Genomic DNA, 26566 nt, shown 5'->3' with positions numbered 1-26566 from the left:
AGTCCCGTATAAGTAAGAGAAGATAAGAATAGTGGTATCCTGAGTAGGTCGGGGCACGTGAAACCTTGATTGAATCCGGCGGGACCATCCGCCAAGGCTAAATACTCCTGAGAGACCGATAGTGAACCAGTACCGTGAGGGAAAGGTGAAAAGAACCGTGAATAACGGAGTGAAATAGATCCTGAAACCATACGCCTACAAGCGGTCGGAGCTTCTACGTGAAGTGACGGCGTGCCTTTTGCATAATGAGCCTACGAGTTACCGTTGCTGGCAAGGATAAGTGATTAAGTCATGGATCCGTAGCGAAAGCGAGTCTTAATAGGGCGCTTTAGTCAGTAGTGGTAGACGCGAAACCGTGTGATCTACCCATGGGCAGGTTGAAGTTTAGGTAACACTAAATGGAGGACCGAACCGTTTAACGCTGAAAAGTTTTCGGATGACCTGTGGGTAGGGGTGAAAGGCCAATCAAACTCGGAAATAGCTCGTACTCCCCGAAATGCATTTAGGTGCAGCGATAGTCGATAGTTACTTAGAGGTAGAGCTACTGATTGGATGCGGGGGCTTCACCGCCTACCAATTCCTGACAAACTCCGAATGCTAAGTAATGATACCTATCAGTGAGGGCATGGGTGCTAAGGTCCATGTCCGAGAGGGAAAGAACCCAGACCATCAGCTAAGGTCCCCAAATGTATACTAAGTTGAAATAACGCGGTTTGATTGCCCAGACAGCTAGGATGTTGGCTTGGAAGCAGCCATTCATTTAAAGAGTGCGTAACAGCTCACTAGTCGAGCGATCGAGCATGGATAATAATCGGGCATAAGTATACTACCGAAGCTATGGATTTTCGCATCATATGCGAGAGTGGTAGGGGAGCATTCTAACGGGGTAGAAGGTGATTTGTGAGAATTGCTGGACCTTTTAGAAAAGAAAATGTAGGCATAAGTAACGATAAGGGGTGCGAGAAACACCCCCGCCGTAAGACTAAGGATTCCTGAGCTATGCTAATCAGCTTAGGGTTAGTCGGGACCTAAGGCACACCCGAAGGGGGACGTCGATGGCCAACGGGTTAATATTCCCGTACTACTTATAATTGTGATGGAGTGACACAGTGATGAAAGCACCGCGAACTGACGGAATAGTTCGTTGAAGCACGTACCTATTGGTTTGATAGTAAAATGCGTCAGACTAGGAGAAATGCGATAGTACTTTGCGTCTTCGGACAACGAGATAGTGTGCCTAAGGGCTGTCAAGAAAAGCTTCTAAACTTAGATTATAAGTACCCGTACCGTAAACCGACACAGGTAGTCGAGGAGAGTATCCTAAGGCGCTCGAGAGATTCATGGCTAAGGAACTAGGCAAAATAGACCTGTAACTTCGGGAGAAAGGTCGCCAGCAGCAATGCTGGCCGCAGTGAAAAGGTCCAGGCGACTGTTTATCAAAAACACAGGGCTCTGCAAAATCGTAAGATGAAGTATAGGGCCTGACACCTGCCCGGTGCTGGAAGGTTAAGAGGAGATGTTATAGATGAGCAATTGTTTAGAAGCATTGAATTGAAGCCCCAGTAAACGGCGGCCGTAACTATAACGGTCCTAAGGTAGCGAAATTCCTTGTCGGGTAAGTTCCGACCTGCACGAATGGTGTAACGATCTGGACACTGTCTCAGCCATGAGCTCGGTGAAATTGTAGTATCGGTGAAGATGCCGATTACCCGCAGTGGGACGAAAAGACCCTGTGCACCTTTACTATAGCTTAGTATTGTTCTTGGATAAGTGATGTGTAGGATAGGTGGGAGACTGTGAAATGGCGTCGCTAGGCGTTGTGGAGTCATTGTTGAAATACCACCCTTTGCTTATTTGAGATCTAACTCCGCGATTGTGGAGGACATTGCTTGGTGGGTAGTTTGACTGGGGTGGTCGCCTCCAAAAGAGTAACGGAGGCTTCTAAAGGTTCCCTCAGCACGCTTGGTAACCGTGCGTAGAGTGCAATGGTATAAGGGAGCTTGACTGAGAGACATACAGGTCGATCAGGTACGAAAGTAGAGCATAGTGATCCGGTGGTTCCGCATGGAAGGGCCATCGCTCAAAGGATAAAAGGTACGCCGGGGATAACAGGCTGATCTCCCCCAAGAGCTCATATCGACGGGGGGGTTTGGCACCTCGATGTCGGCTCGTCACATCCTGGGGCTGGAGAAGGTCCCAAGGGTTGGGCTGTTCGCCCATTAAAGTGGCACGCGAGCTGGGTTCAGAACGTCGTGAGACAGTTCGGTCTCTATCTACTGTGGGCGTTAGAAATTTGAGTGGATCTGAATCTAGTACGAGAGGACCGATTTGGACCAACCTCTAGTGCATCTGTTGTCTCGCCAGGGGCATCGCAGAGTAGCTACGTTGGGAAGGGATAAGCGCTGAAAGCATATAAGTGCGAAACCCACCACAAGATGAGATTTCTTTAAAGGGTCGTTGGAGATTACAACGTTGATAGGCTATAGATGTAAAGGCAGTAATGTCAGAGTCGAGTAGTACTAATAACCCGTAAGCTTATGTGTACTCCCCTTGTTTAATACAAGGGGAGGGCAACTTTCTAAAACAAAACGCTTGTATTCAAAAAAAGTCTAACAAAGTAGTTAAGGCATATCAATATAGTTCAAAAATATTAGTTACGTCAATGTAACAACCGATTTAAGGTGGTTATTGCAGCGGGGCTCACCTCTATCCATTTCGAACAGAGAAGTTAAGCCCGCTAGCGCAGATGGTACTGCTAACCAGTGGGAGAGTATGTCGCCGCCTTTCTTTAGAATCCCCAATCTCGTATGAGGTTGGGGATTTTTTGTTTTATAAATATTGCGATAAGGATGATTCTTCATTTCTTTTGAATTTGTAAATGAAGATTTAGTTATTCTTAAAGATTGATTCTTTCTAGCTTTAATATCTATAAGTTAGCTTGAAATAAAAAAAGAACCTTGTTCTAAGGTTCTTTTATCGTGTTTTGTAGGTCTGTTAATTTATCTAATATATATTCCATTTCGTATCCCTTTCTATGAAGGTAACCAATAAGTTTTTGATTTTTCTTATTATTGTCTTCATCTGTTAATGAGTTCCATTTTACGAGAGCTATTTTATGTAATGTTTCGAAATACATTTCGTCGTCTATTTCTCTAAAAGCTTTTTTAATTAGAAAAGAAGATATTTTTCTCATTTTTAACTCTCCAAGTATCCTATTCTTGCCCCAACCGCTTATTCTGTGTTTACCTCTTGCAAAAGAACAAGCAAAACGTTCCTCATTTAAAAAATTATGTTCTATTAAGTGAACGATAATTTCGTCATGTTCTTCAGAAGATATTTTTAGGTTATAAAGTTTAGTTGTAACCTCTGTGTGACATCTTTCTTGGTAAGCGCAGAAATGTTCTAGCTTGTTTTTAACTTGTGTTAATGTTAAGTATGTGCTTTTTTTGTTCTCCAAAGTTTTAGGTATCTAGTTTTTATGTGCATTTACGAATGTTAGTTGTTTTGTTCTTTATTATGAGACTCATCTTGTAGTTTGAGTATTTAGTTTTTATGAACATATAATAACTAACATTAGATAAAGCTTTAGCGAAGTTACTAAATTTTGAAAAGGAAAGCAGATTGTTATATTGAAATGCTTGGTATAAATTATTTGATGGAATATTAATGATTAATAAAGTGTTTTTTTTAAGTTGTAATGATAGCTTGTGGTAATAATATATATTATCTTTAGTACTAAAATTATAATTATGGGAATAACTAAGAGCTTTTTGTTAGAGTTAGCACAGGAAATAAGTAGTACAAAAAAAATTATTGCTTGTGTACCGAATGACAAGTGGGGATGGAAACCCCATATAAGGTCTATGAGTGTTGGAGATTTGTCAAAGCATATAGTTGAATTGACAATTTGGACGGAGAATATACTTACAAGAGATTTCTTGGATTTTCAAGGCGATTATAAGCCTTTAGAGGCGCAAACTACAGAAGACTTATTAGTTCTTTTAGACAAGTATGAAAAGGCTGTTATTTCAGCTTTAAATATATTTGATGAAGAAAAGTGGATGACTGAATGGAAATTAAAATCTGGAGATCACGTGATTGTCGCTATGCCAAAGGTAGGAGCTACTAGGTTTCTTGTCAATAATCATATTTACCACCATAGAGGACAGCTATCTGTTTATTTGCGTTTATTAGATGTAGCTATTCCAGGAATGTATGGACCTTCTGCAGACGATGTAAGATAAGAAAGAAGAAATTAGATAAATAAAAAAGCCCAACTCATTGAGTTAGGCTTTTTTTGTGCCCGGAGTGGGAATCGAACCCACACTCCGAGGAACACGAGTTTGAGTCGTGCGCGTCTACCAATTCCGCCATCCGGGCTGATGACTTATTGTTTGTGAGTGCAAATGTAGATAAAAAAAATTAGTTACAAAGAAAAATGCTTAAAAAAATCGTTTTCTCAATTAATATTTTATAAATTTGCACCGCTCGATAAAACACATCGAGTTCTAACTCGCAACATAACAACTAATTATATAATGTCACATTTCGAACCAGACGCTAAGATTTTTGCTTGTGCTCAAAGCGTTGAGCTTGCTGAGAAAATTGCAAAAGCATACGGAGTAGAGCTAGGAAAGGTTACTTTATCTCACTATAGTGATGGAGAGTTTCAACCTTCTTTTGAAGAATCAATTAGAGGACGAAGAGTCTTCTTAGTATGTTCTACATTCCCGTCATCAGATAATCTGATGGAATTGTTATTAATGTGTGATGCAGCTAAACGTGCATCGGCAAGACATATTACAGCTGTAATTCCATATTTTGGATGGGCAAGACAAGATAGAAAAGACAAACCAAGGGTTCCAATAGGGGCTAAGTTAGTTGCTAAATTGCTTGAATCTGCAGGTGCTACTCGTATCATGACAATGGATTTACATGCAGATCAAATTCAAGGATTCTTTGAGAAACCAGTTGATCATTTATATGCTTCAACTATTTTCTTACCATATGTAAAGAGCTTAAAGTTAGATAATTTAACTATTGCATCTCCTGATATGGGAGGATCTAAAAGAGCTTATGCATATTCTAAGTTTTTAGAATCAGATGTAGTTATTTGTTACAAACAACGTAAGCAAGCTAATATCATTGACAAGATGGAATTGATAGGTGATGTTACTGGTCGTAATGTTATTCTAGTTGATGATATGATTGATACGGGAGGAACGTTAGCAAAAGCTGCAGATATGATGATTGAAAGAGGAGCATTAAGTGTTAGAGCTATCTGTACACATGCTATATTATCAGGGAGTGCTTACGAAAAGATTGAACAATCGGCTATTCAAGAATTAATCGTTACAGATTCAATTCCTTTGAAGAAACCTTGTGATAAGATTAAAGTATTGAGTTGTGCGCCATTGTTTGGAGAAGTTATGCATAATGTACATGCTAACGAGTCTATTAGTAAGACTTTTGTAGTTTAGAATTTATTAATTTTTTAAATATATTTAAATGAAATCAATTACGATTAAAGGATCAGAAAGAGAAAGCGTAGGTAAAGTATCAACTAAAGCCTTACGTAATGCTGGATTGGTACCTTGCGTGTTATACGGAGGAACTGAAGCAGCTGTGCACTTTTCAGCAGAAGAGAAAGCATTCAAAAATTTAGTTTACACTCCAAACGTACACACAGTGGTAATTGAATTGGAAGGTGGAAAAACTTTCAACGCTATCTTACAAGATATCCAATTTCACCCAGTATCTGATGAAATCTTACACATTGATTTCTACCAATTACACGAGGATAAAGAAATTACATTAGAAGTTCCTGTTAAGCTTAACGGAAATGCTAAAGGTGTAATGGCTGGAGGTGTATTAAACTTAAACTTACGTAAATTAAAAGTAAGAGCTTTACCAGCTAACTTACCTGATTTCGTTGAAGTAAACATCTCTCATTTAGAAATGGGTAACAAATTATATGTTACTGACGTTGCTGTTAACAATTATAAATTGTTACACACTGATAACACTGTAATCTGTCAAGTAAGAATTTCTCGTGCAGCTATGAAAGCAGCTCAAGAAGCAGCAAAAGCAGCAAAAACTCCTGCAAAGAAAAAATAATTTTTTTAGCAAGATATTTTCCAAAGGCATCTGTGTTTACACAGATGCTTTTTTTTGTGCTATATATAAGGTTACTTATCTCGTTTAATGTATTTTTGCAATTCAATTAATTATGTCATTAATAGAGAGATGAAGAAGTTTTTAATTATCGGATTAGGAAATATAGGTGCTGAATATATTAATACACGTCATAATATCGGGTTTAAGGTAGTAGACGAAATAGCGAGAGAACTTGGTGGTGACTGGCAAACTGTAAAACTAGGAAGTTTAGCTGAAGTGAAGGTTAAAGGAAGAACACTGTTACTTCTTAAACCTAATACTTATATGAACCTTAGTGGGAAGGCTGTGCAGTATTGGATGGAGAAGGAAAAGATACCTGTTGAGAATATACTTGTCATTACAGATGATTTGAATCTTGCTTTTGGTACAATCAGGATTAAAGCAAAAGGATCTGACGGAGGACACAACGGACTTAAGAGTATACAAGCTACATTAAACTCAGCAGCATACCCACGTTTTAGATTTGGGATTAGTGATGAATTTAAGAAAGGACAGCAAGTAGATTATGTTTTGGGAGTATGGGACGATAAGGAGAAAGAACTTCTACCAGAACGTCTTAAAATAGCCTCTAAGGCAATACAAGAGTTTGCTCTTGCAGGACTTAACAATGCTATGAATACTTATAATGGAAAGTAAGTTTCAAAAAGGGTAGATATAAAAAGGGAGTTACTTGAATTAGTAACTCCCTTTTCTATTATTATGCTTGTGGCTGTACTACTGTAATATGTAATTCTTCTAATTGTTCTGGAGTGATTGTCGCTGGAGCGTCAATCATAACGTCTCTACCAGAGTTGTTTTTAGGGAACGCGATGAAATCTCTAATGGTCTCTTGTCCTCCTAAGATGGCAACTAACCTATCCAAACCAAAAGCTAACCCTCCATGAGGTGGTGCTCCATATTGGAATGCATTCATTAAGAAGCCAAATTGTTTCTCTGCTTCCTCTTTGCTAAATCCAAGGTGTTTAAACATTAACTCTTGTGTAGCTTTATCGTGGATACGAATAGAACCTCCTCCGATTTCGTTACCGTTTAATACCATATCATAAGCATTAGCACGTACCTTACCTGGATCAGTATCTAATAAAGCGATATCTTCTACTTTAGGAGATGTGAATGGGTGGTGCATAGCGAAGTAGCGTTTTGCTTCTTCATCATACTCGAATAATGGGAAATCAATTACCCATAACGGAGCGAACTCATCTGACTTTCTTAATCCCATACGGTTACCTAATTCCATACGAAGAGCACTTAACTGTCCTCTTGTTTTGTTAGCAGGTCCTGATAATACTAAGATTAAGTCACCAGCTTTAGCACCAGTTACTTCAGCCCATTGTTTAAGATCTTCTTGGTCATAGAATTTATCTACAGAAGATTTGAATGTACCATCAACTTCACATTTACAGTACACCATTCCTGATGCACCTACTTGTGGACGTTTAACCCAGTCGATAAGAGCATCTATCTCTTTACGTGTATAGGCTGCAGCACCAGGCACAGCAATACCTACTACTAACTCAGCACTGTTAAATACACCGAATTCTTTATGTTGAGCTACAGCATTTAATTCACCGAATTCCATACCAAAACGGATATCTGGTTTGTCATTACCATATTTGCGCATCGCTTCTTCAAAAGTCATACGAGGGAATTGCTCCACCTCTATACCGTGAATAGACTTTAATAAGTGTTTAGTCATTCCTTCGAATGTATCCATAATATCCTCTTGATTTACGAATGTCATCTCACAGTCTATCTGAGTAAACTCAGGTTGTCTATCAGCACGTAAATCCTCATCACGGAAACACTTCACGATTTGGAAGTATCTATCCATACCACCTACCATCAACAATTGCTTGAAAGTTTGTGGTGATTGTGGTAAAGCGTAGAATTGACCTGCGTTCATACGAGAAGGCACCACGAAATCACGTGCTCCTTCTGGAGTAGAACTAATTAAGTAAGGTGTCTCTACCTCACAGAAATCTTGTGCAGAAAGATAATTTCTAACCTCTTGAGCTACCTTGTGTCTAAACAATAGGTTGTTTTTCACTGGGTTTCTACGGATATCTAAGTAACGGTATTTCATACGGATGTCCTCACCACCATCAGTATCGTCTTCGATAGTGAATGGAGGTACAGCAGACTCGTTTAATACTGTAAGTGTGTGAACTAAGATCTCGATATCTCCTGTAGGGATATTAGGATTCTTAGAAGCACGTTCGATTACTTGTCCTTTTACTTGAATTACAAACTCTCTTCCAAGGTTTTTAGCTGCTTCGAATACTGCTTTATCAGTTCTCTCTGCATCAAAGATTAACTGTGTGATACCATAGCGGTCACGTAAGTCGATCCAAATCATAAAACCTTTATCGCGATGCTTGCTTACCCATCCTGAAAGGGCAACTTCTGTATTTATATCCGAAGCTCTTAAGGCTCCGCAATTATGCGTTCTGTACATTGCTAAAAATTATTTCCTACAAATTTATAAACTTATTGTGAATGATAGAATAAAAGCAGAGACAATATGTTTTAGTTTTTACTCTATTTGTGTTTTAAGTTGTTGCATTTCTTTTCATACGGATGAATACATAGGCAAGTAATGCTCCACATAGTGCTAATCCTGCACCTATCCACTCTGGCGAATTATATCCAAATCCCATTGTGATAGGAATACCTCCTAATGATGCACCTAATGCATTACCAATATTAAAAGATGCCTGACCAGCCGAAGCTGCTAACATTTCAGACCCCTTCGCATTGTTAATTAATAACATTTGTAATGGTGATCCAATAGTGAATGCTACTAACCCTGTTACAAGAGACATTGCGTATGCCATCCATTGAATATGAACAGTGTAATATACGATAATTAAACAAATTGCCATTCCACAAAATGAAAAGATTACCGCCTTTGCAGGTGGGAAGGTATCTGCTAATTTTCCTCCTACGAAGTTACCCATAAACATTCCTAAACCTACTAATGTCATTACTAGAGGTATTCTAGCTTCAGAGATTTGAGCGATATTAGTCATCATTGGTGCGATATAACTGATCCATGCAAATAAACCTCCCGTACCTATCGAAATGAGAGCTACTAATACCCATGCTATAGGAGTTTTAAAGAAAGCAGTCTGTTTCTTAAGATTTGTTTCTTTATCTGCCTCTAATTTTGGTACCCAAGCCGCTATTGTTAATGCTGATATAATACCTAATGAAGCGATAAGCATATAAGCTGTTCGCCATGAGAATTCCTGTCCGATATATGTACTTAATGGTACTCCTACTAAGTTGGCGGTGGTTAAACCTGCGAACATAATCGCTACAGCTTGAGCCTCCTTACCTTTTTTGGCTAATCGAGTAGCTACTACAGATCCTACCCCAAAGAATGCTCCATGTGGAAGTCCAGACATAAACCTAGATATGATTAGTGTTGTATAGCTTGGCGATATAACGAATAACAAATGGAAGAATGAGAACATTACCATCAGTGCCATTAGCACTTTGTGAGGAGCATACTTATTAGAAGACATTACTAATAAGGGAGCCCCTACTACAACACCTAGGGCATATGTAGAGATAAAGTTACCCGCTTTAGGAATACTTATTTGTAAATCATTAGCAATAGTGGGAAGTAATCCCATCATTGAGAATTCTGTCATTCCGATGGCTAGTCCACCTACTGCTAATGCTATTAAACTTTTGTTCATTGTTGTTTTACTGAGTTTTAATTTTTATAAAATATTATATTGTTTCTTTTCCTCTTTCGTATTGATTAGCCCATTCTAAACTCACACCCAGTTCATTAGCTGCTCTCATGACGAAATGAGGGTCTCTTAGAAATTCTCTACCAAGTAAGATACAATCAGCTTGATTGGCCTTCAGGATATCTTCTGCCTGTTGCCCCGTTTTGATAAGACCTACTGTTCCTACTAATATATTGGTTTGTTGTTTTATGGCTTCTGCAAAAGGAACTTGGTAATTAATCTCAACTTTTATTTGTTGATGTCTTACTAGTCCTCCTGTACTTACATCTATAAGTTCTACCCCTTTATCATATACTATTTTAGCGAGTTCTATACTTTCTTCTAGAGTCCATCCTCCATCAGCCCAGTCAGTAGCTGATATTCTTAACCACAGACTTTGAGTAGTCAAGACAGGTTTAACAGCCTCTATGACTTCTAAGACTAATCTAGTTCTATTCTCAAAAGAACCTCCATATTCATCTGTACGTAGATTCGTTAAGGGAGATAAGAATTGATGTAGTAAGTAACCATGTGCACCATGTAGCTCTATGATTTCATAGCCTGCTTTTACAGCACGTTCAGCTCCTTGTTTAAAAGCTTCTATTGTTCTCTTTATTTCTGCATTATCCATTGCTATCGGAAGGTTTTCTCCTTCGTTGAAGGCAATTGCAGAAGGAGCTATAGTTTGCCACCCGTTCTCACTATGAGGAGCTATCTGTGCTCTATTTATCCATGGCTTGTCACAGCTCGCTTTTCTTCCTGCATGTGCTAATTGTATACCAGGTACAGAACCTTGACTTTTTATAAACTCCGTTATTTGCTTTAGTTTCACTATATGCTCATCAGACCATATTCCTAAATCAGCATAGGTTATTCGACCTTCAGGAGTCACAGCAGTCGCTTCTTGTACAATAGCAGCAGCTTTTCCTATCGCAAATTGGCCATAGTGTATAAGATGCCAATCACTCGCAAAACCATCTTTCGCAGAATACTGACACATAGGTGAAACAATGATTTTATTGTGTAAAGTGTTGTCCCTTAGTTTTAAAGGAGAAAATAGAGTTTTCATAATTTCTGTGTTGTTTGGTGGTGCAAAATTATTAAATCCAAAATAGAATAGAAGGTCTTTTGTCCTAAAAGATATTTTCAGCAATAAAAGTTACAATAATTAGAGGAGTTTTTCTCAAGTAACCCTATATTTGTTATTTATAATTAATTTAAATAAAGATATAATGAGAATGATTTCTAAGGTTATTAGTAGCACAGTACTAATAGCCATGCTTTTTGTAGGTTGTAAGAAAGAAAATACTAAAGCTTCTTCTGAAGAGACGAGTACGATAGAGAACATGGGTAGATCAGTTAGTTTTAATAAAAAACTAGAGAATGTAGTAGTGTTCGACGTGGGAGCGATGGAGAATATGGCAGAGTTAGGCATACCATTTAAAGGGATGGCTAAGGTATATAGTCCTAACTTCCTTTCTAAGTATGCAGATGATGAGAGTATTGTGAATGTAGGATCTTTTATGCAGCCTAACTTTGAGTTAGTAAGTTCAGTAAATCCAGATCTAATCATTATGAGTAATTGGTTTGATAAAGATTACCCAGAGTTCTCAAAGATTGCACCTACGATCTCTTTAGGAATATCAGGGAGTAATTATTTAGCAAGTACAAAGGAGAATTTAAAAACAATTGGTTCTGTTTTTCAAGTAGAAGATAAGGCAGATAAATTGATTGAAAATATCGTCGCTAAAGTAACTGAGATGAAAGAAGTAATTAATAAGAGCGATGCTAAAGCCTTATTGATTTTATATAATAATAAGAGCTATAGTGCATTCGGAGAGGACTCTCGTTATGGATATATCTTTAATGACTTAGGAGTGAAGTCTGCAGCAGCTGGTCTAATGGGAGGAAGTGATCACGGTAATGTTGTATCTAGTGAATTTGTATTAGAGCACAACCCTGATATTATCTTTATCATCGATAGAGGTGCTGTAATGGAAAATGTAAATGCTGATAAGAAAGAAGTGGAAAATCCATTGATTCAAAAAACCAATGCGTATAAGAATGGCAAGATTGTTTATCTAGATCCTAATGCATGGTATCTAGCAGGAGGAGGGTATATCTCTCTAAACATCATGTTAGATGAAGTAATGAAAGCGTACAAATAATAAAGTAAAAAGCTTCTCGAAAGAGAAGCTTTTTTTTATGTCTATTGTTTTTTAACAAACAGATTACTTGCTATTTTTTTTGTGATGGTAATCGTGTGGTCGTCTACTTTGATAGTGTATGACTGATCGAAAGGTTCTATATCTAATATCTCTAATTTTGAACCTAAAGAGATTTTTTGTTTATCTAAGTATTGTAAAAACTCTGTAGATGAGTCTTTTACTCCTACACATACGACTTCTTTATTCACTTCTACGTCGGATAATAACTTCTTATCGATCTGTTTTATTTCTCCTTTTTCGTTAGGAATAGGGTCTCCATGAGGATCTTCTGTAGGGAATCCTAGAAAAGCATCTAATTTATTAATTAACTTTTCTGACTTTATATGTTCTAATTCTTCTGCGACATCGTGAACTTCATCCCAATTAAATCCAAGTTTATCCACTAAGAATACCTCCCATAGTCTGTGCTTTCTCACGATCATTTTAGCAGCCATGACTCCCTTAGGAGTAAGTGTAACTCCTTGATACTTTTGATATTTAATCAGCTCTTTATCATTTAGCTTCTTTATCATATCAGTCACAGACGAAGCCTTAGTTTCGATTTTTGCAGCAATAGCATTGGTCGAAATTCCTTGAGTTTGCCCTAGTGATAAATGGAATATAGTTTTTAAATAATTCTCTTCTGAATAAGTAAGCATGGAATGTTTTTTTGTTTAAATACAAAGTTAGTGTTTTTTTAATTACAAATTAATTTTTAGCTTTGCCTAAATTTAATCAAAAGCCATGTATAAAAGTATTTTTAAACTTGTAACAATAAATATTTTTCTTTGTCTCTTTTTTGCATTGAACACTTATGCTCAAAATATCAAAGGAAAAGTTCTTTCTAATGGCACTGTACTTTCTTATGCTACAGTTACATTAGTTGGGACAGATAAAGGGGTAGTCACTGATGAGCAAGGTGGTTTTACTTTCGAGTCATTAAAAGAAGGAACCTATACAGTGAAGGCAGACTTCGTTGGTTTTGTAGCTCAGACTAAAAAGGTAACTGTAAAAGGAACTCAGACGAGTACAGTATCTTTCGAACTAAAAGAGGATGCTAATCTAGACGAGATTGTTATCTCTGGTACATTGAAGCCTGTGCTAAAGTCAGAAGCAGTAGTACCTGTAGAGATATATACGCCAGCATTCTTTGAGAAGAATCCTACTGCTAGTTTGTTTGACGCAGTACAGATGATAAACGGAGTGCAACCTCAACTAAACTGTAATGTATGTAACACAGGAGATATCCATATCAATGGTATGGAAGGACCCTATACTATGATCCTTATAGACGGTATGCCTATCGTATCTTCTCTATCGACTGTATACGGACTATTCGGTATCCCGACGAATATGATAGAGAGAGTAGAAGTGGTAAAGGGACCAGCGTCTTCACTATACGGAACAGAAGCGATGGGTGGTATTATCAACGTGATTACTAAAGATCCAGAGCACGCAGCGAAGTTAAGTGTAGATGCCTTTAGTACGACTTGGTTAGAGAACAATATTGATTTAGGAGCTAGTTATAAACTAGGGAATAAAGTAAAAGGACTTTTCGGAGGGAACTACTTTAAGTTCGGTGAACGAAAAGATAAAAATGGGGAAGGTTTTACAGACGTAACTCAGCAAGACAGAGTATCGTTATTCAATAAAGTATCTCTAAAGAGAAAGGATGATAAAGTAGCTAGTCTTGCATTGCGCTATGTATATGAAGACAGATGGGGTGGAGAGACTAACTGGAAGCGCAAGCAACACCGCGGAGGAGAAGAGGTATATGCAGAGAGCATCTTCACTAACCGCTTCGAAGCGATTGGGATGTACCAGTTACCAACTACAGAGAATATCTATACACAGTTCTCTTATATCTATCACAAGCAAAACTCTATGTATGGGGCAGAGTCTTATGATGCGAAACAACAAGTAGCTTTCGCTCAAGCTTATTGGGACAAAACCTTAGGAAACCACAGTCTTTTAGTAGGTTCGTCATTTAAGTACACTTATTATGATGACAATACTCGTGCTACGGGTATCTATGATGAGAACGGATTAGTAAGGAATCAACCAGAAGAAACACCAATACCTGGTATCTTCATTCAAGATGAATGGACGCTTAACAAAAAGAATAAAGTATTGTTAGGATACCGTTTTGATTATGATAAGACGCATAAGGGGATTCACTCTCCACGACTAGGATATAAGTACACACCTCATCCACACCATACATTAAGAGGGAGTTTTGGTACAGGATTCCGTGTAGTGAATGTCTTCACAGAAGATCACAGAGCATTATCAGGAGCTAGAGAAGTAGTATTCGCTGAGAAACTAGATCCAGAGAAATCATACAATGCTAATATCAACTATACAGTGAAAGTACCTTCTAATTTCGGAGTGTTTAATTTCGATTTGAACGGGTTCTATACTTATTTCACGAATAAGATTGATGCAGATACAGATACAGACCAAACTAAGATCATCTATGCTAACCTAGATGGGCACGCTATCTCTAAAGGGGTATCTCTTAACGTAGATGTGACATTTGACTTCCCACTGAAGTTGATGGCAGGAGCTACTTATATGGATGTATTTAGAAAAGAAGATGGTGTACGTGAGCAAATCTATCACTCTCCTAAATGGTCAGGTAACTTTATCGCGAGTTATAATTTCGGTGATGGATTCACTGCGGACTTGACTTCAGATTGGAAGGGACCCATGAGATTACCTCGCGTAGAGAATGATTATAGACCAGAATATTCGCCATGGGCTGTTATCGCAAACGTACAGATAACAAAGAAGTTTAATAATGGTATCCAAATTTATGGGGGTGTAAAGAACTTATTCAACACCCTGCCTAAAGAAGATACTATCGCGAGATGGTGGGATCCATTCGGAGAGCCAGGTAATGGTGTAGCACCACCTCCAGGTAGAAATGATGTAATCTTCGAACCAAACGATTATAGCTATACCCCATTACAAGGGATAAGAGGATTCTTAGGAGTGAGATATAACATTTTTTAGTTAGCACATAAGCAGAATGACGAGATTTTATTTTTTTTTCATGTTTAGTTATTTCTTTGGGTTAGTGCTCTATGCTCAACCCAAAGAGATAATGTTTTCGGAGTTAGAGCAAGTAATGGCTACTGACCCTAAACCCGTTGTTGTATTTATGCATACAGACTGGTGTAGCTATTGTGCCCTGATGAAAAAGAAGACGTTGAACAATGATAAAGTGAAGCAAAAGTTAGATGAAGATTTTTATTTCATCTCTTTTAATGCAGAACAAGAAGAAGCTATAGAGTATAAAGGAAAGCGTTATGAGCTGAGAAAGACAGGTGTCCATGCGAAGCAGCACGAGTTAGCTAAAGAATTAGCTCAGTCTAATGCTTATCCAGCTGTTATATTTCTGAATGAGAAACTCGAGGTACTCTATCGACACTTCGCGTATGTCAAACCTGATGATATGTATAAAATATTGAATACCATCAAAACAACAAATAAGGGATAGTCGGTATCTGTGATAATATAAAACCTATTTTCTTAGTATTTCCCAATTTTAGAAATGTTGCGAGGTCATCGTACACAGATACTTTTTGCTTTTTATTCACCTATCCCTATTCTAGTCATACTATATTATGGCTAGAATTAAAAGAGCCTTACACATTCACCGATGTGTAAGGCTCTTATTGTTATTATTTAGGTTGCTGTTGTGTCACACAGTGTATCATACCCCCATAAGCATATAGGTTGCGGATATCGATACCGATCACCTTTCGTCCTGGGTATAAATTAGCGATTAGTTCATTAGCCACTTTATCATTCACATCATTATAGTTAGGCACTAGTACCTTATCATTAGCGACATAGTAGTTAATATAACTTCCCTTATAATACAGGTTCACTCCCGAGGGTGTAGTTACGTTTTTATTAGTCAGGGGCAATGCTACTTTAGTGTATTCCTTATTCTCTATATTCGTAGCTGTGTATAAAGTAGTAATATCTGATGGGGATACTCCCCACTCTGACAAATCTTTTTTACTCATCGTCACCATCACATCACTACTTACAAACTTAGCTATACCATCTATGTGCATATCTGTAATATCTTCTTTTGAGAATCCACCTTCTAACCAAATAAACTTTTTGACACCTAAGTATTGAGAGAATATTTCTTCTGCTTTCGCCTGAGACATCCCTTTATTTCTAATCGAGTTAGTAGGATATTGACTAAGTATCGCACTTTTAGTAGCAAGGAATACTCCATTGGGATCAAGTTCTACAGCACCTCCTTCGTTTACCATTATATCATTTAGGTTCACTACCTGAGTATTCGTGTCTTTAGCGATTAAGGTAGGGATAGTATTACATCGTTCGTAATCAAACTTCTCTCCCCATCCATTAAAGCCCCAATCCTGTATAACAAGGAGAACCTTGTTATCAAGAACATAGATAGGGCCGTTATCTCGTATCCATACGTCATCAGTCTTATATATCTTGAAGTCGATATTCGCTAACGGTACATCATTCTCCACAAGTAGATCCGTGATGCGTACTCTTTCTATCTCATTATAAGCGATAAGGTGTACCCTTTCTGTAGACTGTAGCGCCTTAGTCATCTCTACCCATATTTGATCTAATTCGTCTGGATAATCTATCCCATGCTGATACTGATGAGGCCACTGTAGCCAAGTCCCCTCATGAGGAGCAGACTCTTCTGGAAATGTGTATGTAGTTTGTTTCATTTTTGTAGGTGGATCTGTATCTACATGATCAGACGCATTACAGGATTGATTTAGCATAGATAAGGTTAGACTTAAGGCAACGGTCTTTAGGAACATCGTTCTGTTATTTTGATGATTAATTATAGAGACAAAATTACTTCAAGTCAGTGATGTCGGATTGTTCTAAATTGACAAGTTTCTTTTCGACAGGAATTAGAATATGCGTTGCCCACATATCAGCTAACACCTCATTAGGAAGATATTGTTCTATGATAGGTGTAGCATTTATCGTATAAGAGGGAGCGTTCATCCACTGATAGTAGATATTTCGGTAGGTATCCTCTATTGGGGTATGATTATCAGGATGTGTATATCTCGCATACCACTGTCCGAAAATAGTCTTCTTTAAGAATGGTTTAGTATCTGTAACTTTAGTCATACAGGCTTCGTAGCGAGTTCTGGTTTTGTCAGAGATAAGAGGTTGATCGATGATTATCCCAAACAACATTGTGTCTGTGGTAGAGGATATATAGTTATCTACCTGTTGCCATATCGTGTTAATAGCATCAGTGTTATAATCATTAGTGATATATACATTATAATAGACTGCTAAGGGAGGTATAAATACATAGTCAAACGCAAGATCGTTACTATCTATTAGATGTGACGTTATATAAGGAATGAATACCTTCGCTTTATTCTTTCTCGCATTAAGTGGTGTAATGCCAAACTTCTGTTTAAACGCTTTCGCAAAAGATTGGTTACTCTCAAATCCTACATTAAAGGCTATCTCTGTAATTGGTAAATCTGAATATATAAGTAGTTTATAGGCGTTCTCTAATCGCAGACGTGTGATACATCTGCCTATCGTTTCTTTAGTCAGCGCTAAGAAGATTCGCTGTATGTTTCGATAAGAGTAATGAGACACATCCTCCAATTCCTCAGGGGTTATCTTTCGATGACTATTTGCTTCTATGAATGCTAAGAGTTTTTGTATTCGGTGTATATCCATATAGTTAAGTAGTCATAGAGGAGATTATTATTGAGCTAAAGTTAAGAATAATGAGGCTTTTTATACGAAGTAAAGTGACCTTAACTATTGATTTTTTTACAGCTTTTTAGGTGGTGGTCGGCTGATGGTCGGCATGTGATGGGCATGTGATGGGCTAAAAAGTGCTATAAATGAGCCTATCACTATCCGAGCATATCGGGAACATGTAGTGAGCATAGCTATGATACATCACGGATTATGACTACTGTGTGTACTCCACACGAGTTTTAACCTTAATTCCGTGTGGAATACCTTTTAAAACCTCCTATTTTGCTGGTATTGTTGGTTTTATTCTATATAAACTAAATAATTAGTTTGAAAACTAAAAAAATAGTTATATGTTTGTGGTATCAAATTACAATTATGGAAAAGCTGACTAATAAAGAAGAGGAGATTATGTGTATCCTCTGGAAACTTGAGAAGGGATTTGTCAATGATATTTTAGAACATATGCCAGAACCGAAACCTCATTATAATACATTGTCTACGTTAGTGCGTATTTTAGAAGAAAAAGGAGTGGTGTCTTATAAAGCATATGGAAAGTCTCATCAATATTTTCCATTGGTTAAGATGGAGGATTATCGCAAGATGTTTATGGAAGAGACGATGGAGAAATATTTTGATAATTCGTTTAGTAATCTAGTGAGTTTTTTTGTGAAGGATAAGAAGTTATCTAAGAATGAACTAGATGAATTGATGCAAATTATAGAACAGAATAAAAAATAGTTATTGCTGTTTAAAATGCTGACAAATAAAATTATTAGTTAGGATTTTGATTAATTTACTTTTTTGTCTTGACACCAAAAAGTAACAAAAAAAAGCCAAGGCAGTAACTCCTAAACGGTCAATGTACAATGTAAATTCTTAAACTAAATTAACTCCATTCGGTCAGGCACTGTTTAGTTTTACAGAATTCACATCTATTGACGCTCGCTTATGCGTTTACGCCCTTGTCGCTTCGCAAGAATATTTATTTGAGAGAGAATATCTAGCTTGTGTTCAGAAAAAAATAGTTTGATTATTAACCAACCAATCAACTGACTTATGACACCCATTCTGATATATATATTAAAAGTAAACGGATTGCTATTAATAGTTTATCTGTTTTATAAATTGTTTTTACAAAAGGAGACTTATGTAAGAGCTAATCGCTTATACTTCTTGTTGGGAGTGGCGTTAAGTGTTACTCTTCCTTTGTTTACCTATACTAAAGTAGAGACAGTAGAGTTTGAACTAATTCCTGAAAAGTTAGGTATTGTTGCTGATGCTAATAAGGTGATTCCAATTAGTGATTCCTCTTTATCCAATGAAGAGGGAGGTCTAGAAAGCACCCCTGATATTAAAGATTTAAAACACCTAGCTGTTGAAACAGCTACAGTACAACAGTCAGATTGGTCCGCGGTTGATTATTCTGGCTTAGCTATGAGACTTTTTATAGTTATGACTGGACTTAGTCTTTTATGGCTAGTGTATAAAGTACAGAGGTTAATACGTCATATTTATAGACTTCCCATTAGTCAGATAGATGCAAGTGTGCGTATAGATCATAGTAGTACTGATGCATATTCGTTTTTGAGATGGGTAGTGTTACCTAGTGATTATAAGTCTATGGATCAGTTAGAGGTGGTATTAGCTCATGAGCGTGTGCATGTGAGACAGTGGCATAGTGGAGATCTTATTCTTATGGAGATCTTAAAGCATCTGTTTTGGTTTAATCCTGCATTACATCTGTTGCAGAAGGAGGTTAATCTTAACTTAGAGTATATTGTAGATGAGAAGATAGCTCGTGAAGAGGATGTGTATAGTTATCAGAAAGCATTAGTGCTGTATGAATCTAATAAATTAGGGTATACTCCTATGGTGAATACATTCGGTTCTTCTGATTTGAAGAAGCGTATCTTAATGCTTAACAACCCAAAATCAACGAATATGAGACGTTTAAAATATTTATTACTTAGTCCTGTGATAGGGGGATTCTTCTTTCTATTTCAGATAGAGGTGCAAGCGCAGTATGTAGAGAAAGTTAGTGGTACATCTACTGTACCTGTGCCACCTCAACCTATGTCTGTTGATGTGATAGATGAAATGATAAAAGAAGGGGAGAAAGCTAAGTTTTTAGGTGAAGAAGCAAAACGCATAGGTGAAGAAGCGAAACGTGTAGGAGAGGATGCTAAAACTACAGCTAAAAAACGTGAAGAGATTAATACTGTTTTTTCTAGAGTATCCGTATCTGGAGATAATAATAAAACTCCACTATATATAGTAGATGGAAATGTAGCGAAAGAGATCAAAGATCTAGATGCTAGTACTATCGAGTCAATGGATATCCTTAAAGGTGATTCAGCTACTGAGTTATATGGAAATAGAGCAATGAATGGGGCAGTAGTAGTTAAACTTAAGAAGAATATAAAAGATGTTCCTTATATCGTGAATGGATTTGTGTATTCTTATAACGAGTTTACAGCGTTAGGTAATCCTATATCAAGTATCGCTAGTATGGATGTATTAGATATAGATATAGCTACTAAACGTTATGGAGAAGTAGGTAAGAATGGAGCTATCGTGGTCAAACTAAAACCTGATACAGAATGGACGAATAAAGGGAGCTTTATGGATGGTTCTCGTAATGTAGGGCATGCTTCTGGGACTACGTCTTACGTGTTAAGTCTTCAGGATAAAGAGGGTAATACGATAGAGACTAAGACTTATAAATCAAGAGCAGAAATGGATAAAGCTATGGAAGCTGGAATAAAAAAACTTGATAAAGAAGCGAAAAAGAAGGAAATAGAAGCGCTTAAAGCTGAAGTAGAAATTAAAAAACACGAGTATGCCTCTAAGAGAGAAAAAGCTCTTGCAGACCTAGAAGAAAGGAAAGTTTTGCTAGATCAAAAATTGAAAAAGCAATTGGAGGAGAGAGAGTACCAACAAAAGAGAGAGAGAGTTTTATTAGATCAAAAAGCGAAACAACAACTGGAAGAGAGAGAGGAAGTAAGAAAGGAAAGTAATGTATGGAAGGTTAAGTCTATTGGAAACGTAAAATCGAATAAAGATGTGCGCATTTTTCTAGATGGGTCAACGTTACATCAAGAGAGTGAAATTATAAATGAAAGTTTTAAAGGATTGGTATTGGTAAATGATGTAGAGAAGTTTAGTGAAGATCTTAAAAGTATCAATACCCAAGATGTGATAGCAGTGGAATATTATAAAGGAGCTTCTGCAGTAAAGAAGTATGGAGAAAGAGCTAAAGATGGCGTCATCTTACTCAGAACAAAATAAATCAATAACATAAATACTATTTTAAGAAAGTTAGCAGAAGGCAACCTCATATTACTGAGGTTGCTTTTTTTGTATGGTTAGGAATATGTATAATGATAAAAAGCTATTTTGGGGTTAATACCCCATTATCTAAGATCATTACTTTAGTAACGATAGAATCAACTAAGTCAGTATTATGATCAGTTAGGATGATTATTTTATGCCTTGCTTTCTCTTTAATAACCTGAGAAATAAATTCTTGTAATATGGGAGAGACCCCTGCGAAGGGTTCATCTAATAAGCAAATAGGTTGAGGTAAGTCTAAGACGTATAGGGTCTGTATTAGTTGTTTTTCGCCTGTTGATAAGTCTTTTATTTTGGTGTTGAAATATGGATAAAGAGGAGTATCTCTTATTGTGTTCTCTTTAATTACGTCACATACTTTTAAATGCTTAGGAAAGAGGTCAAACTGTGGTTTATAGCTAAAATATTTGTTGAGTTTGTGTCTATTCATTATCACTTGATCATCTATTTTGATATGATGATAGTTAGGCTTAATACTACCAAATAATATATTCAGAAGGGTTGATTTTCCAGAGCCATTACGACCACGGATATTGAGTATATCTCCAGTAGTAGCAGATAGATATACACCTCTTAATATAAGTTTATTATCGATAGAATAACTTAGGCTATCTACATGTAAAGAATGGCTAAATGACATTTAAAAAGTATTGGATTAGACAGGTAGTAATTAAACAACAGATAAAGATAAGTATTAGTATCTGAATAATATTTGTTTGGTTGTTACGATGATAGTACAACTCATTTTTTCTAAAAGTAAAGAAGTAGAAGATATATAAGCTTATGCTGACTATAGGAATGAAGAAAAACAATACATTTCGCATTGCTATAGTTATAATTATATTTAGAACTAAAATTGTCAAAATATTTCTCCAAGGAGTTGCTACTACGGGATTCATAATTATATAAATATCTGGTATATAAGGTGTAATTTAGAGTTATTTATCTAAAAAAAATCATTTGTTAAGACAAATTTGTCTATTTGAAAGGTCAGACCAGTAATATTGAGCCAGTATTTTGTATGTATATAAAGTATCACAGAGATTTCTCAAGAATGTGAATTAATTGTAAAACTTTGCTGCAAAGGTTGGCATTCAATAGATTTAAGTATATTTGTCTCTAAACTAATAACATCAATATGGATTTCGGTACAATTATTAAGCAAGCTCACTCTGGTGTTGCTTATTTAGCTGTTATTTTCTTATTAATCGTTGTGATCAACGCGTTTATGGGAATGTCAGCAAACAAAGAGTTTAAAGACAAAGACAAAAAACTTGGGCTGTTTGCATTAATCTTCACGCATACACAATTATTGTTAGGTCTTATTTTATATTTTGTTTCGCCAATGGTTCAAGGATTTGGAGTAGCAATGAAAGATTCTACATTAAGACTATATGCTTTAGAGCATCCACTAATTAATATCATCGCAATCGTGTTAATCACAATTGGATGGTCTAAACACAAAAAAGATGTGGATAGCAAAACTAAGTTTAAGCGTTTTGCAATATTCTATACATTAGGATTGATTTTGATCTTATCTAGAATTCCATGGAAAATGTGGTTACCAAGTTTATTCGCATAAACAAGTACTTATAAATATAGAGAAAGGATCTTCGAAAGAGGATCCTTTTTTCGTTTGGTATGCTTCTTGCAAATATTTACTTGTTGAATTAAAAAAAAGTATGAAAGCATATCAATATTTACTAGCTGTATTCTTTATGATTTTCTTATCAAGTTTTGGTGGAACGACAAGAATTGTTAAAGAAAATAAAGTTAAAATCGCATTGGCAAAAGTAGTTCCAGATTCTATTACAGAAGAGAACGATTCTATCGTTATGGCTGCAGATGCAGAAGAGAATTTTATTGTATTAGATGAGGATACTCAAGCTTCGTATTACCACGATAAATTCACTGGACGAAAAACAGCTAGTGGGGCAGTTTTTAACAACAAAGAATATACTGCAGCGCATAAATCACTGCCTTTCGGAACTAAAGTTAAAGTAACAAACTTAAAGAATAAACGTTTTGTTATACTTACAATTACGGATCGTGGACCATTTGTAAAAGGCAGAAATATAGATATGTCAAAGAAGGCTTTTAGTGACCTTACTGATAATGTTGGACGCGGAGTTTTAGATGTGAAAATCGAAAAGTTCGTAGGGGAAAATGAAGAAGAGATTTAGTTTAAAGAGTTATTTATTTCTAAGCTTTTTTATTATGTTTTTAGCAGGTTGTTCTTCCTCTAGAAACACAAGTTATTCAACAAAAGGCAATTATAAATCTAATGTAATTGCATCTTATTATCACAATAAGTTTAATGGAAAGCGTACCGCAAGTGGGGAAAAATTCCACAATTCGGGTATGACTGCCGCACATAAATCCCTTCCTTTTAATACTAAAGTGAAAGTAACGAACCTAAAGAATAATAAATCTGTAAAAGTTCGTATTAACGATAGAGGACCTTTTTCGAAAGGTCGTGAAATCGATCTTTCAAAAAAAGCTTTTATGAAAATAGCAGATCATAAAAACGATGGTCTATTACGGGTAGATATTAAGATTATCAAATAACGATGATTACCAGTTTTTAAATGGGTTATTGGCGATATAAGAATTGTAGTACTTTATATCACCTGTGACCTCTTCCCCTAACCAATTTGATTTATTATAGGCTTCTGTTTCTGAAGACAATTCTATTTCTGCGAGAATTAACCCTTCATTATCACCGTGAAATACATCTACTTCGAAAGTGTGTATTCCAGATTTGATTAAATATCTAGTCTTAGAGATTACATAGTCTTCACATAGATTAATCAATTGATTAGCTTCATTAAAGTCAATTTGCTTTTCCCATTCTAGTCGAGATGTTCCAGTATCATTACTTTTTCCTTTTATTGTTATAAAAGCGAGTTCATCTTTTAACCTTATGCGCACTGTTCTTTCAGGATGAGAGTTTAAATATCCTTGAGTAATCTTATGGTGTTTATAAGATTGTTTAATGAAATCCAGTGAGTTGACTAAAAACTTTCTTTCTATTTCGATCATTGTTTTGAGAATAAAATGTAATTTTATGCCAAAATAAACGATTTTATTTTACTAACTATTTAAAAGTAGATTTTTTTTCAAATGAGATTACGACATATGTTACGTTCACCACATGGTGTAGAAGAATTATTTAATAAGTATGTTATTGACGGAAAGGTTTATGCGACAGAAGATTTGCTTTTTATTGTTGATTTAGTACATATTTTTAGACCGAAAAATAACAAGAAAATAAATAGAGTATCAATAGATGCTTTAATCGCTTATCTAAAGACGCATGATTTAGAGCGTGTTGCTTTGATGGATTATATAAATGAATTACTATCAAGCAGGCATTTTAGTAGAATGGTATCAGATGCAGGTATACTTCAAGATGCTGATTTCTTTGATGAGGTTAAGAAGCGTCTTTGGGCTAAAGTATTACCTTATCAACCGGAGAAGGATACCTATGAGTATGTACTAAATCAGGTGTTCTATAAGCACACTGATGCGGAATGGGTGGATATGATTCCTGAAGATCAGTTAATAGAATTATTTTCTTTATTAGAGTTTAGTTCTATATTTTCTGATAAAAAAGAAGGAGAAAGCTTAAATGAATTATTGACTTCTATTGATATTATTACCCAACGTATGAGTGGTAGAGCCATGGAAAGTTCTATTATTAATATGGTTCCTGAATATTCTCATCTAGAAAGTCCTTTTAGGGCTTTAGAACATGAGTTTACAGTTATTCTTCAAAGTTTTCAAAATGGTGAGATCAAGTTCCTCTTAGACTCAGACATAAATTATAAGCAGATAGTGATTCTGCATAAGCAATGTCAGGAGTTCGTTAATCAGGCTTTTAAGAATAGTTCGAAGTATGGTATATCTATGAAGGTAAACCAAAGCTTACTTCGTCTTAGACAACAATTAGCAAGGGTAAATGTCCTTATTTCTATCTTGGTTGTCAAAGAAGGGAATTTGCAAGAGAAACGAGAAAACACATTGCGATTAGCCCGCAAATTAATTGAGTACAATTGTTATAAATATAATGTAAGCGGACTTATAAGAGAGAGTACACAGTTGATTTCTTATGAGATTACACAACATACTGCTAAAACTGGAGAACATTATATTACAAATTCTGCTAAGGAATATTGGCATATGTTTAAAGGAGCCATGGGTGGTGGTGTTATAGTAGGATTCATGTGTATCTTGAAAGTCTTTGCCCATGAAGCGAATGTCAGTAAATTCGGAGAGGCTATGTTGTATAGTTTAAACTATGCTTTAGGATTCTGTGTTATTTATCTTTTAGGATTTACACTTGCTACTAAACAGCCCGCAATGACTGCGGCTACTATTATTAAGGCAATTGAAGACGGAAGAAAGCAGCATATTGATAATGCGGATAAGCATATTGGTTTTGCTAAGCTGTTTGCTCGATTATTTAGATCGCAGTTTATTGCTTTTATTGGTAACGTTATTTTAGCATTTCCAATAGCAATGTTACTGATTTGGGGAATAGACCAAGTGTTTGATGTGAATATTGCAGAGCATGGTTGGGAGAAGATGTTAGTAGATGCTGATCCAATAGAGTCTAGAGCTTTATTCCATGCTGGTATAGCAGGAGTATTTCTGTTCTTATCTGGTATTATATCTGGTAACGTATCAAATAGAAATAAGCACAATAAAGTGTTTTATCGTATACAAGAACACCCTTGGTTAAAGAGAAATATAGGATACAAGCGTACTACTAAACTAGCAAATTGGGTAGATACTAAATGGCCAGGCATAGCATCAAATATTTGTTTTGGTTTATTTATGGGAACATGTGGTACTATTGGGGCATTTATAGGATTGGGAATAGATATTCGACATATTACATTTGTTAGTGGTAATATAGCATTAGGATGGTATGGCTCTGAGTTTGGAGCACCTGTTAATATGTTAGTATGGGCATTTGTAGGGATGTGGTTGATAGGATTTATGAATTTCTTAGTGAGTTTTTCATTATCTTTATTTTTAGCTTTCAGATCACGTAATATACCATTTAAAGAAACAAAAGACTTAATTAAGGCTACATGGAGACATTTTAGAAGTTTTCCAGTAGAGTTCTTTTTGCCTACTTCAAGTGGGGTGGTAGAAAATCCTCATAACCTTACAACCGGTAAGGCTACAGATAAAAAAGAAGATACACACTAGTAGGTTGATCACAATAAAAGCAAAAGGCTGTTACTAATATTAGTAACAGCCTTTTGCTTTTATTGTACAATCAGAGTTATCAACTAAAGAAAGTTCTATGATGCTTTGTATTATTTA

The 26566-nt window shown here is 36.2% G+C and carries 22 protein-coding genes, 1 tRNA gene and 2 rRNA genes (1 of these 25 only partly in view); 15 read left to right on the top strand and 10 right to left on the bottom strand.

What is annotated here, in order from left to right:
• Both LNQ81_RS04925 and rrf read left to right on the top strand, forming a co-directional pair.
• Nucleotides 1-2543, top strand: a 23S ribosomal RNA gene (locus LNQ81_RS04925) (it extends 352 nt beyond the left edge of the window).
• Nucleotides 2544-2677: 134 nt separating this feature from the next.
• Nucleotides 2678-2787: ribosomal RNA gene (gene rrf / locus LNQ81_RS04920) — 5S ribosomal RNA — on the top strand.
• A gap of 175 nt (nucleotides 2788-2962) precedes the next feature.
• Here the strand turns inward: rrf and LNQ81_RS04915 are convergent.
• Complete coding sequence (locus LNQ81_RS04915; RefSeq protein WP_229945053.1) at nucleotides 2963-3457, bottom strand: regulatory protein RecX; 495 nt, start codon at nucleotides 3455-3457, stop codon at nucleotides 2963-2965.
• A gap of 292 nt (nucleotides 3458-3749) precedes the next feature.
• Here LNQ81_RS04915 and LNQ81_RS04910 point away from each other — a divergent pair, with 292 nt between their 5' ends.
• Nucleotides 3750-4244 carry a DinB family protein gene (locus LNQ81_RS04910; RefSeq protein WP_229945052.1) on the top strand — a complete coding sequence of 165 codons (495 nt, stop codon included), beginning with the start codon at nucleotides 3750-3752 and terminating at the stop codon, nucleotides 4242-4244.
• A 56-nt stretch (nucleotides 4245-4300) separates the two neighbouring features.
• On the opposite strand, the gene LNQ81_RS04905 is transcribed toward LNQ81_RS04910, so the two are convergent.
• A tRNA-Leu gene (locus LNQ81_RS04905) sits at nucleotides 4301-4380 on the bottom strand.
• Nucleotides 4381-4538: 158 nt separating this feature from the next.
• Between LNQ81_RS04905 and LNQ81_RS04900 the strand changes: the two genes are divergently transcribed.
• From LNQ81_RS04900 to pth, 3 genes are all read left to right on the top strand, one after another.
• Nucleotides 4539-5480 carry a ribose-phosphate pyrophosphokinase gene (locus LNQ81_RS04900; RefSeq protein WP_229945051.1) on the top strand — a complete coding sequence of 314 codons (942 nt, stop codon included), beginning with the start codon at nucleotides 4539-4541 and terminating at the stop codon, nucleotides 5478-5480.
• 28 nt (nucleotides 5481-5508) lie between these two features.
• A complete protein-coding gene (locus LNQ81_RS04895; RefSeq protein WP_229945050.1) occupies nucleotides 5509-6117 on the top strand; it encodes a 50S ribosomal protein L25/general stress protein Ctc in 609 nt (202 codons plus the stop codon).
• Nucleotides 6118-6246: 129 nt separating this feature from the next.
• Nucleotides 6247-6813, top strand: a complete 567-nt coding sequence (pth, locus tag LNQ81_RS04890; RefSeq protein ID WP_229945049.1) for an aminoacyl-tRNA hydrolase — start codon at nucleotides 6247-6249, stop codon at nucleotides 6811-6813.
• Nucleotides 6814-6874: 61 nt separating this feature from the next.
• On the opposite strand, the gene aspS is transcribed toward pth, so the two are convergent.
• From aspS to LNQ81_RS04875, 3 genes are all read right to left on the bottom strand, one after another.
• Nucleotides 6875-8632 carry an aspartate--tRNA ligase gene (aspS, locus tag LNQ81_RS04885; RefSeq protein WP_229945048.1) on the bottom strand — a complete coding sequence of 586 codons (1758 nt, stop codon included), beginning with the start codon at nucleotides 8630-8632 and terminating at the stop codon, nucleotides 6875-6877.
• 94 nt (nucleotides 8633-8726) lie between these two features.
• Nucleotides 8727-9881 carry an MFS transporter gene (locus LNQ81_RS04880; RefSeq protein WP_229945047.1) on the bottom strand — a complete coding sequence of 385 codons (1155 nt, stop codon included), beginning with the start codon at nucleotides 9879-9881 and terminating at the stop codon, nucleotides 8727-8729.
• Nucleotides 9882-9915: 34 nt separating this feature from the next.
• Nucleotides 9916-10986, bottom strand: coding sequence for an NADH:flavin oxidoreductase/NADH oxidase (locus LNQ81_RS04875; protein WP_229945046.1), 1071 nt, complete (start codon nucleotides 10984-10986; stop codon nucleotides 9916-9918).
• 163 nt (nucleotides 10987-11149) lie between these two features.
• Between LNQ81_RS04875 and LNQ81_RS04870 the strand changes: the two genes are divergently transcribed.
• Complete coding sequence (locus tag LNQ81_RS04870; RefSeq protein ID WP_229945045.1) at nucleotides 11150-12085, top strand: siderophore ABC transporter substrate-binding protein; 936 nt, start codon at nucleotides 11150-11152, stop codon at nucleotides 12083-12085.
• Nucleotides 12086-12126: 41 nt separating this feature from the next.
• On the opposite strand, the gene LNQ81_RS04865 is transcribed toward LNQ81_RS04870, so the two are convergent.
• Nucleotides 12127-12783: a metal-dependent transcriptional regulator gene (locus LNQ81_RS04865; protein ID WP_229945044.1), complete on the bottom strand. Its 657-nt coding sequence runs from the start codon at nucleotides 12781-12783 to the stop codon at nucleotides 12127-12129.
• A gap of 85 nt (nucleotides 12784-12868) precedes the next feature.
• Here LNQ81_RS04865 and LNQ81_RS04860 point away from each other — a divergent pair, with 85 nt between their 5' ends.
• Both LNQ81_RS04860 and LNQ81_RS04855 read left to right on the top strand, forming a co-directional pair.
• The gene (locus LNQ81_RS04860; protein WP_229945043.1) at nucleotides 12869-15139 is read left to right on the top strand and encodes a TonB-dependent receptor; all 2271 of its coding nucleotides are present in this window, start codon (nucleotides 12869-12871) and stop codon (nucleotides 15137-15139) included.
• A 16-nt stretch (nucleotides 15140-15155) separates the two neighbouring features.
• On the top strand, nucleotides 15156-15626 hold the full coding sequence (locus tag LNQ81_RS04855) for a thioredoxin family protein (RefSeq protein ID WP_229945042.1): 471 nt from the start codon (nucleotides 15156-15158) through the stop codon (nucleotides 15624-15626).
• A gap of 184 nt (nucleotides 15627-15810) precedes the next feature.
• On the opposite strand, the gene LNQ81_RS04850 is transcribed toward LNQ81_RS04855, so the two are convergent.
• Nucleotides 15811-16956, bottom strand: a complete 1146-nt coding sequence (locus LNQ81_RS04850) for an agmatine deiminase family protein (protein WP_229945041.1) — start codon at nucleotides 16954-16956, stop codon at nucleotides 15811-15813.
• A gap of 37 nt (nucleotides 16957-16993) precedes the next feature.
• The gene (locus LNQ81_RS04845; protein ID WP_229945040.1) at nucleotides 16994-17851 is read right to left on the bottom strand and encodes an AraC family transcriptional regulator; all 858 of its coding nucleotides are present in this window, start codon (nucleotides 17849-17851) and stop codon (nucleotides 16994-16996) included.
• 402 nt (nucleotides 17852-18253) lie between these two features.
• Here LNQ81_RS04845 and LNQ81_RS04840 point away from each other — a divergent pair, with 402 nt between their 5' ends.
• The gene (locus LNQ81_RS04840; protein WP_121964248.1) at nucleotides 18254-18616 is read left to right on the top strand and encodes a BlaI/MecI/CopY family transcriptional regulator; all 363 of its coding nucleotides are present in this window, start codon (nucleotides 18254-18256) and stop codon (nucleotides 18614-18616) included.
• A gap of 318 nt (nucleotides 18617-18934) precedes the next feature.
• Entirely contained in the window at nucleotides 18935-21166 is a 2232-nt protein-coding gene (locus LNQ81_RS04835) for a M56 family metallopeptidase (RefSeq protein ID WP_229945039.1), read from the top strand.
• A gap of 103 nt (nucleotides 21167-21269) precedes the next feature.
• Here the strand turns inward: LNQ81_RS04835 and LNQ81_RS04830 are convergent, their stop codons facing one another.
• Nucleotides 21270-21869, bottom strand: coding sequence for an ATP-binding cassette domain-containing protein (locus tag LNQ81_RS04830; protein ID WP_229945038.1), 600 nt, complete (start codon nucleotides 21867-21869; stop codon nucleotides 21270-21272).
• 498 nt (nucleotides 21870-22367) lie between these two features.
• Between LNQ81_RS04830 and LNQ81_RS04825 the strand changes: the two genes are divergently transcribed.
• From LNQ81_RS04825 to LNQ81_RS04815, 3 genes are all read left to right on the top strand, one after another.
• Nucleotides 22368-22811 carry a hypothetical protein gene (locus tag LNQ81_RS04825; RefSeq protein WP_229945037.1) on the top strand — a complete coding sequence of 148 codons (444 nt, stop codon included), beginning with the start codon at nucleotides 22368-22370 and terminating at the stop codon, nucleotides 22809-22811.
• 100 nt (nucleotides 22812-22911) lie between these two features.
• Nucleotides 22912-23412: a septal ring lytic transglycosylase RlpA family protein gene (locus LNQ81_RS04820; RefSeq protein ID WP_229945036.1), complete on the top strand. Its 501-nt coding sequence runs from the start codon at nucleotides 22912-22914 to the stop codon at nucleotides 23410-23412.
• A gap of 34 nt (nucleotides 23413-23446) precedes the next feature.
• A complete protein-coding gene (locus LNQ81_RS04815) occupies nucleotides 23447-23797 on the top strand; it encodes a septal ring lytic transglycosylase RlpA family protein (RefSeq protein WP_418887960.1) in 351 nt (116 codons plus the stop codon).
• A 6-nt stretch (nucleotides 23798-23803) separates the two neighbouring features.
• Here LNQ81_RS04815 and LNQ81_RS04810 read toward each other — a convergent pair whose 3' ends face one another.
• Nucleotides 23804-24271, bottom strand: coding sequence for a CYTH domain-containing protein (locus LNQ81_RS04810; protein ID WP_229945034.1), 468 nt, complete (start codon nucleotides 24269-24271; stop codon nucleotides 23804-23806).
• A gap of 96 nt (nucleotides 24272-24367) precedes the next feature.
• On the opposite strand from LNQ81_RS04810, the gene LNQ81_RS04805 reads away from it, so the two are divergent.
• Nucleotides 24368-26449, top strand: coding sequence for a site-specific recombinase (locus LNQ81_RS04805; RefSeq protein WP_229949240.1), 2082 nt, complete (start codon nucleotides 24368-24370; stop codon nucleotides 26447-26449).
• Nucleotides 26450-26566 lie beyond the last annotated feature (117 nt).

The sequence above is a fragment of the Myroides oncorhynchi genome (assembly GCF_020905415.1).
GTDB lineage: Bacteria > Bacteroidota > Bacteroidia > Flavobacteriales > Flavobacteriaceae > Flavobacterium > Flavobacterium oncorhynchi_A.
Note: the sequence above shows the minus strand (reverse complement) of the source record. Positions and strands in the feature narration are given on the sequence as shown.

Bases quoted from the DNA above. Each gene is read 5' to 3' on its own strand.
- LNQ81_RS04875 (WP_229945046.1), bottom strand. From the start codon at position 10,986: ATGAAAACTCTATTTTCTCCTTTAAAACTAAGGGACAACACTTTACAC.
- LNQ81_RS04900 (WP_229945051.1), top strand. From the start codon at position 4,539: ATGTCACATTTCGAACCAGACGCTAAGATTTTTGCTTGTGCTCAAAGC.
- LNQ81_RS04855 (WP_229945042.1), top strand. From the start codon at position 15,156: ATGACGAGATTTTATTTTTTTTTCATGTTTAGTTATTTCTTTGGGTTA.
- aspS (WP_229945048.1), bottom strand. From the start codon at position 8,632: ATGTACAGAACGCATAATTGCGGAGCCTTAAGAGCTTCGGATATAAAT.
- LNQ81_RS04910 (WP_229945052.1), top strand. From the start codon at position 3,750: ATGGGAATAACTAAGAGCTTTTTGTTAGAGTTAGCACAGGAAATAAGT.
- LNQ81_RS04825 (WP_229945037.1), top strand. From the start codon at position 22,368: ATGGATTTCGGTACAATTATTAAGCAAGCTCACTCTGGTGTTGCTTAT.
- pth (WP_229945049.1), top strand. From the start codon at position 6,247: ATGAAGAAGTTTTTAATTATCGGATTAGGAAATATAGGTGCTGAATAT.
- LNQ81_RS04810 (WP_229945034.1), bottom strand. From the start codon at position 24,271: ATGATCGAAATAGAAAGAAAGTTTTTAGTCAACTCACTGGATTTCATT.
- LNQ81_RS04865 (WP_229945044.1), bottom strand. From the start codon at position 12,783: ATGCTTACTTATTCAGAAGAGAATTATTTAAAAACTATATTCCATTTA.
- LNQ81_RS04820 (WP_229945036.1), top strand. From the start codon at position 22,912: ATGAAAGCATATCAATATTTACTAGCTGTATTCTTTATGATTTTCTTA.
- LNQ81_RS04840 (WP_121964248.1), top strand. From the start codon at position 18,254: ATGGAAAAGCTGACTAATAAAGAAGAGGAGATTATGTGTATCCTCTGG.
- LNQ81_RS04805 (WP_229949240.1), top strand. From the start codon at position 24,368: ATGTTACGTTCACCACATGGTGTAGAAGAATTATTTAATAAGTATGTT.
- LNQ81_RS04860 (WP_229945043.1), top strand. From the start codon at position 12,869: ATGTATAAAAGTATTTTTAAACTTGTAACAATAAATATTTTTCTTTGT.
- LNQ81_RS04815 (WP_418887960.1), top strand. From the start codon at position 23,447: ATGTTTTTAGCAGGTTGTTCTTCCTCTAGAAACACAAGTTATTCAACA.
- LNQ81_RS04870 (WP_229945045.1), top strand. From the start codon at position 11,150: ATGAGAATGATTTCTAAGGTTATTAGTAGCACAGTACTAATAGCCATG.
- LNQ81_RS04830 (WP_229945038.1), bottom strand. From the start codon at position 21,869: ATGTCATTTAGCCATTCTTTACATGTAGATAGCCTAAGTTATTCTATC.
- LNQ81_RS04895 (WP_229945050.1), top strand. From the start codon at position 5,509: ATGAAATCAATTACGATTAAAGGATCAGAAAGAGAAAGCGTAGGTAAA.
- LNQ81_RS04850 (WP_229945041.1), bottom strand. From the start codon at position 16,956: ATGTTCCTAAAGACCGTTGCCTTAAGTCTAACCTTATCTATGCTAAAT.
- LNQ81_RS04845 (WP_229945040.1), bottom strand. From the start codon at position 17,851: ATGGATATACACCGAATACAAAAACTCTTAGCATTCATAGAAGCAAAT.
- LNQ81_RS04880 (WP_229945047.1), bottom strand. From the start codon at position 9,881: ATGAACAAAAGTTTAATAGCATTAGCAGTAGGTGGACTAGCCATCGGA.
- LNQ81_RS04835 (WP_229945039.1), top strand. From the start codon at position 18,935: ATGACACCCATTCTGATATATATATTAAAAGTAAACGGATTGCTATTA.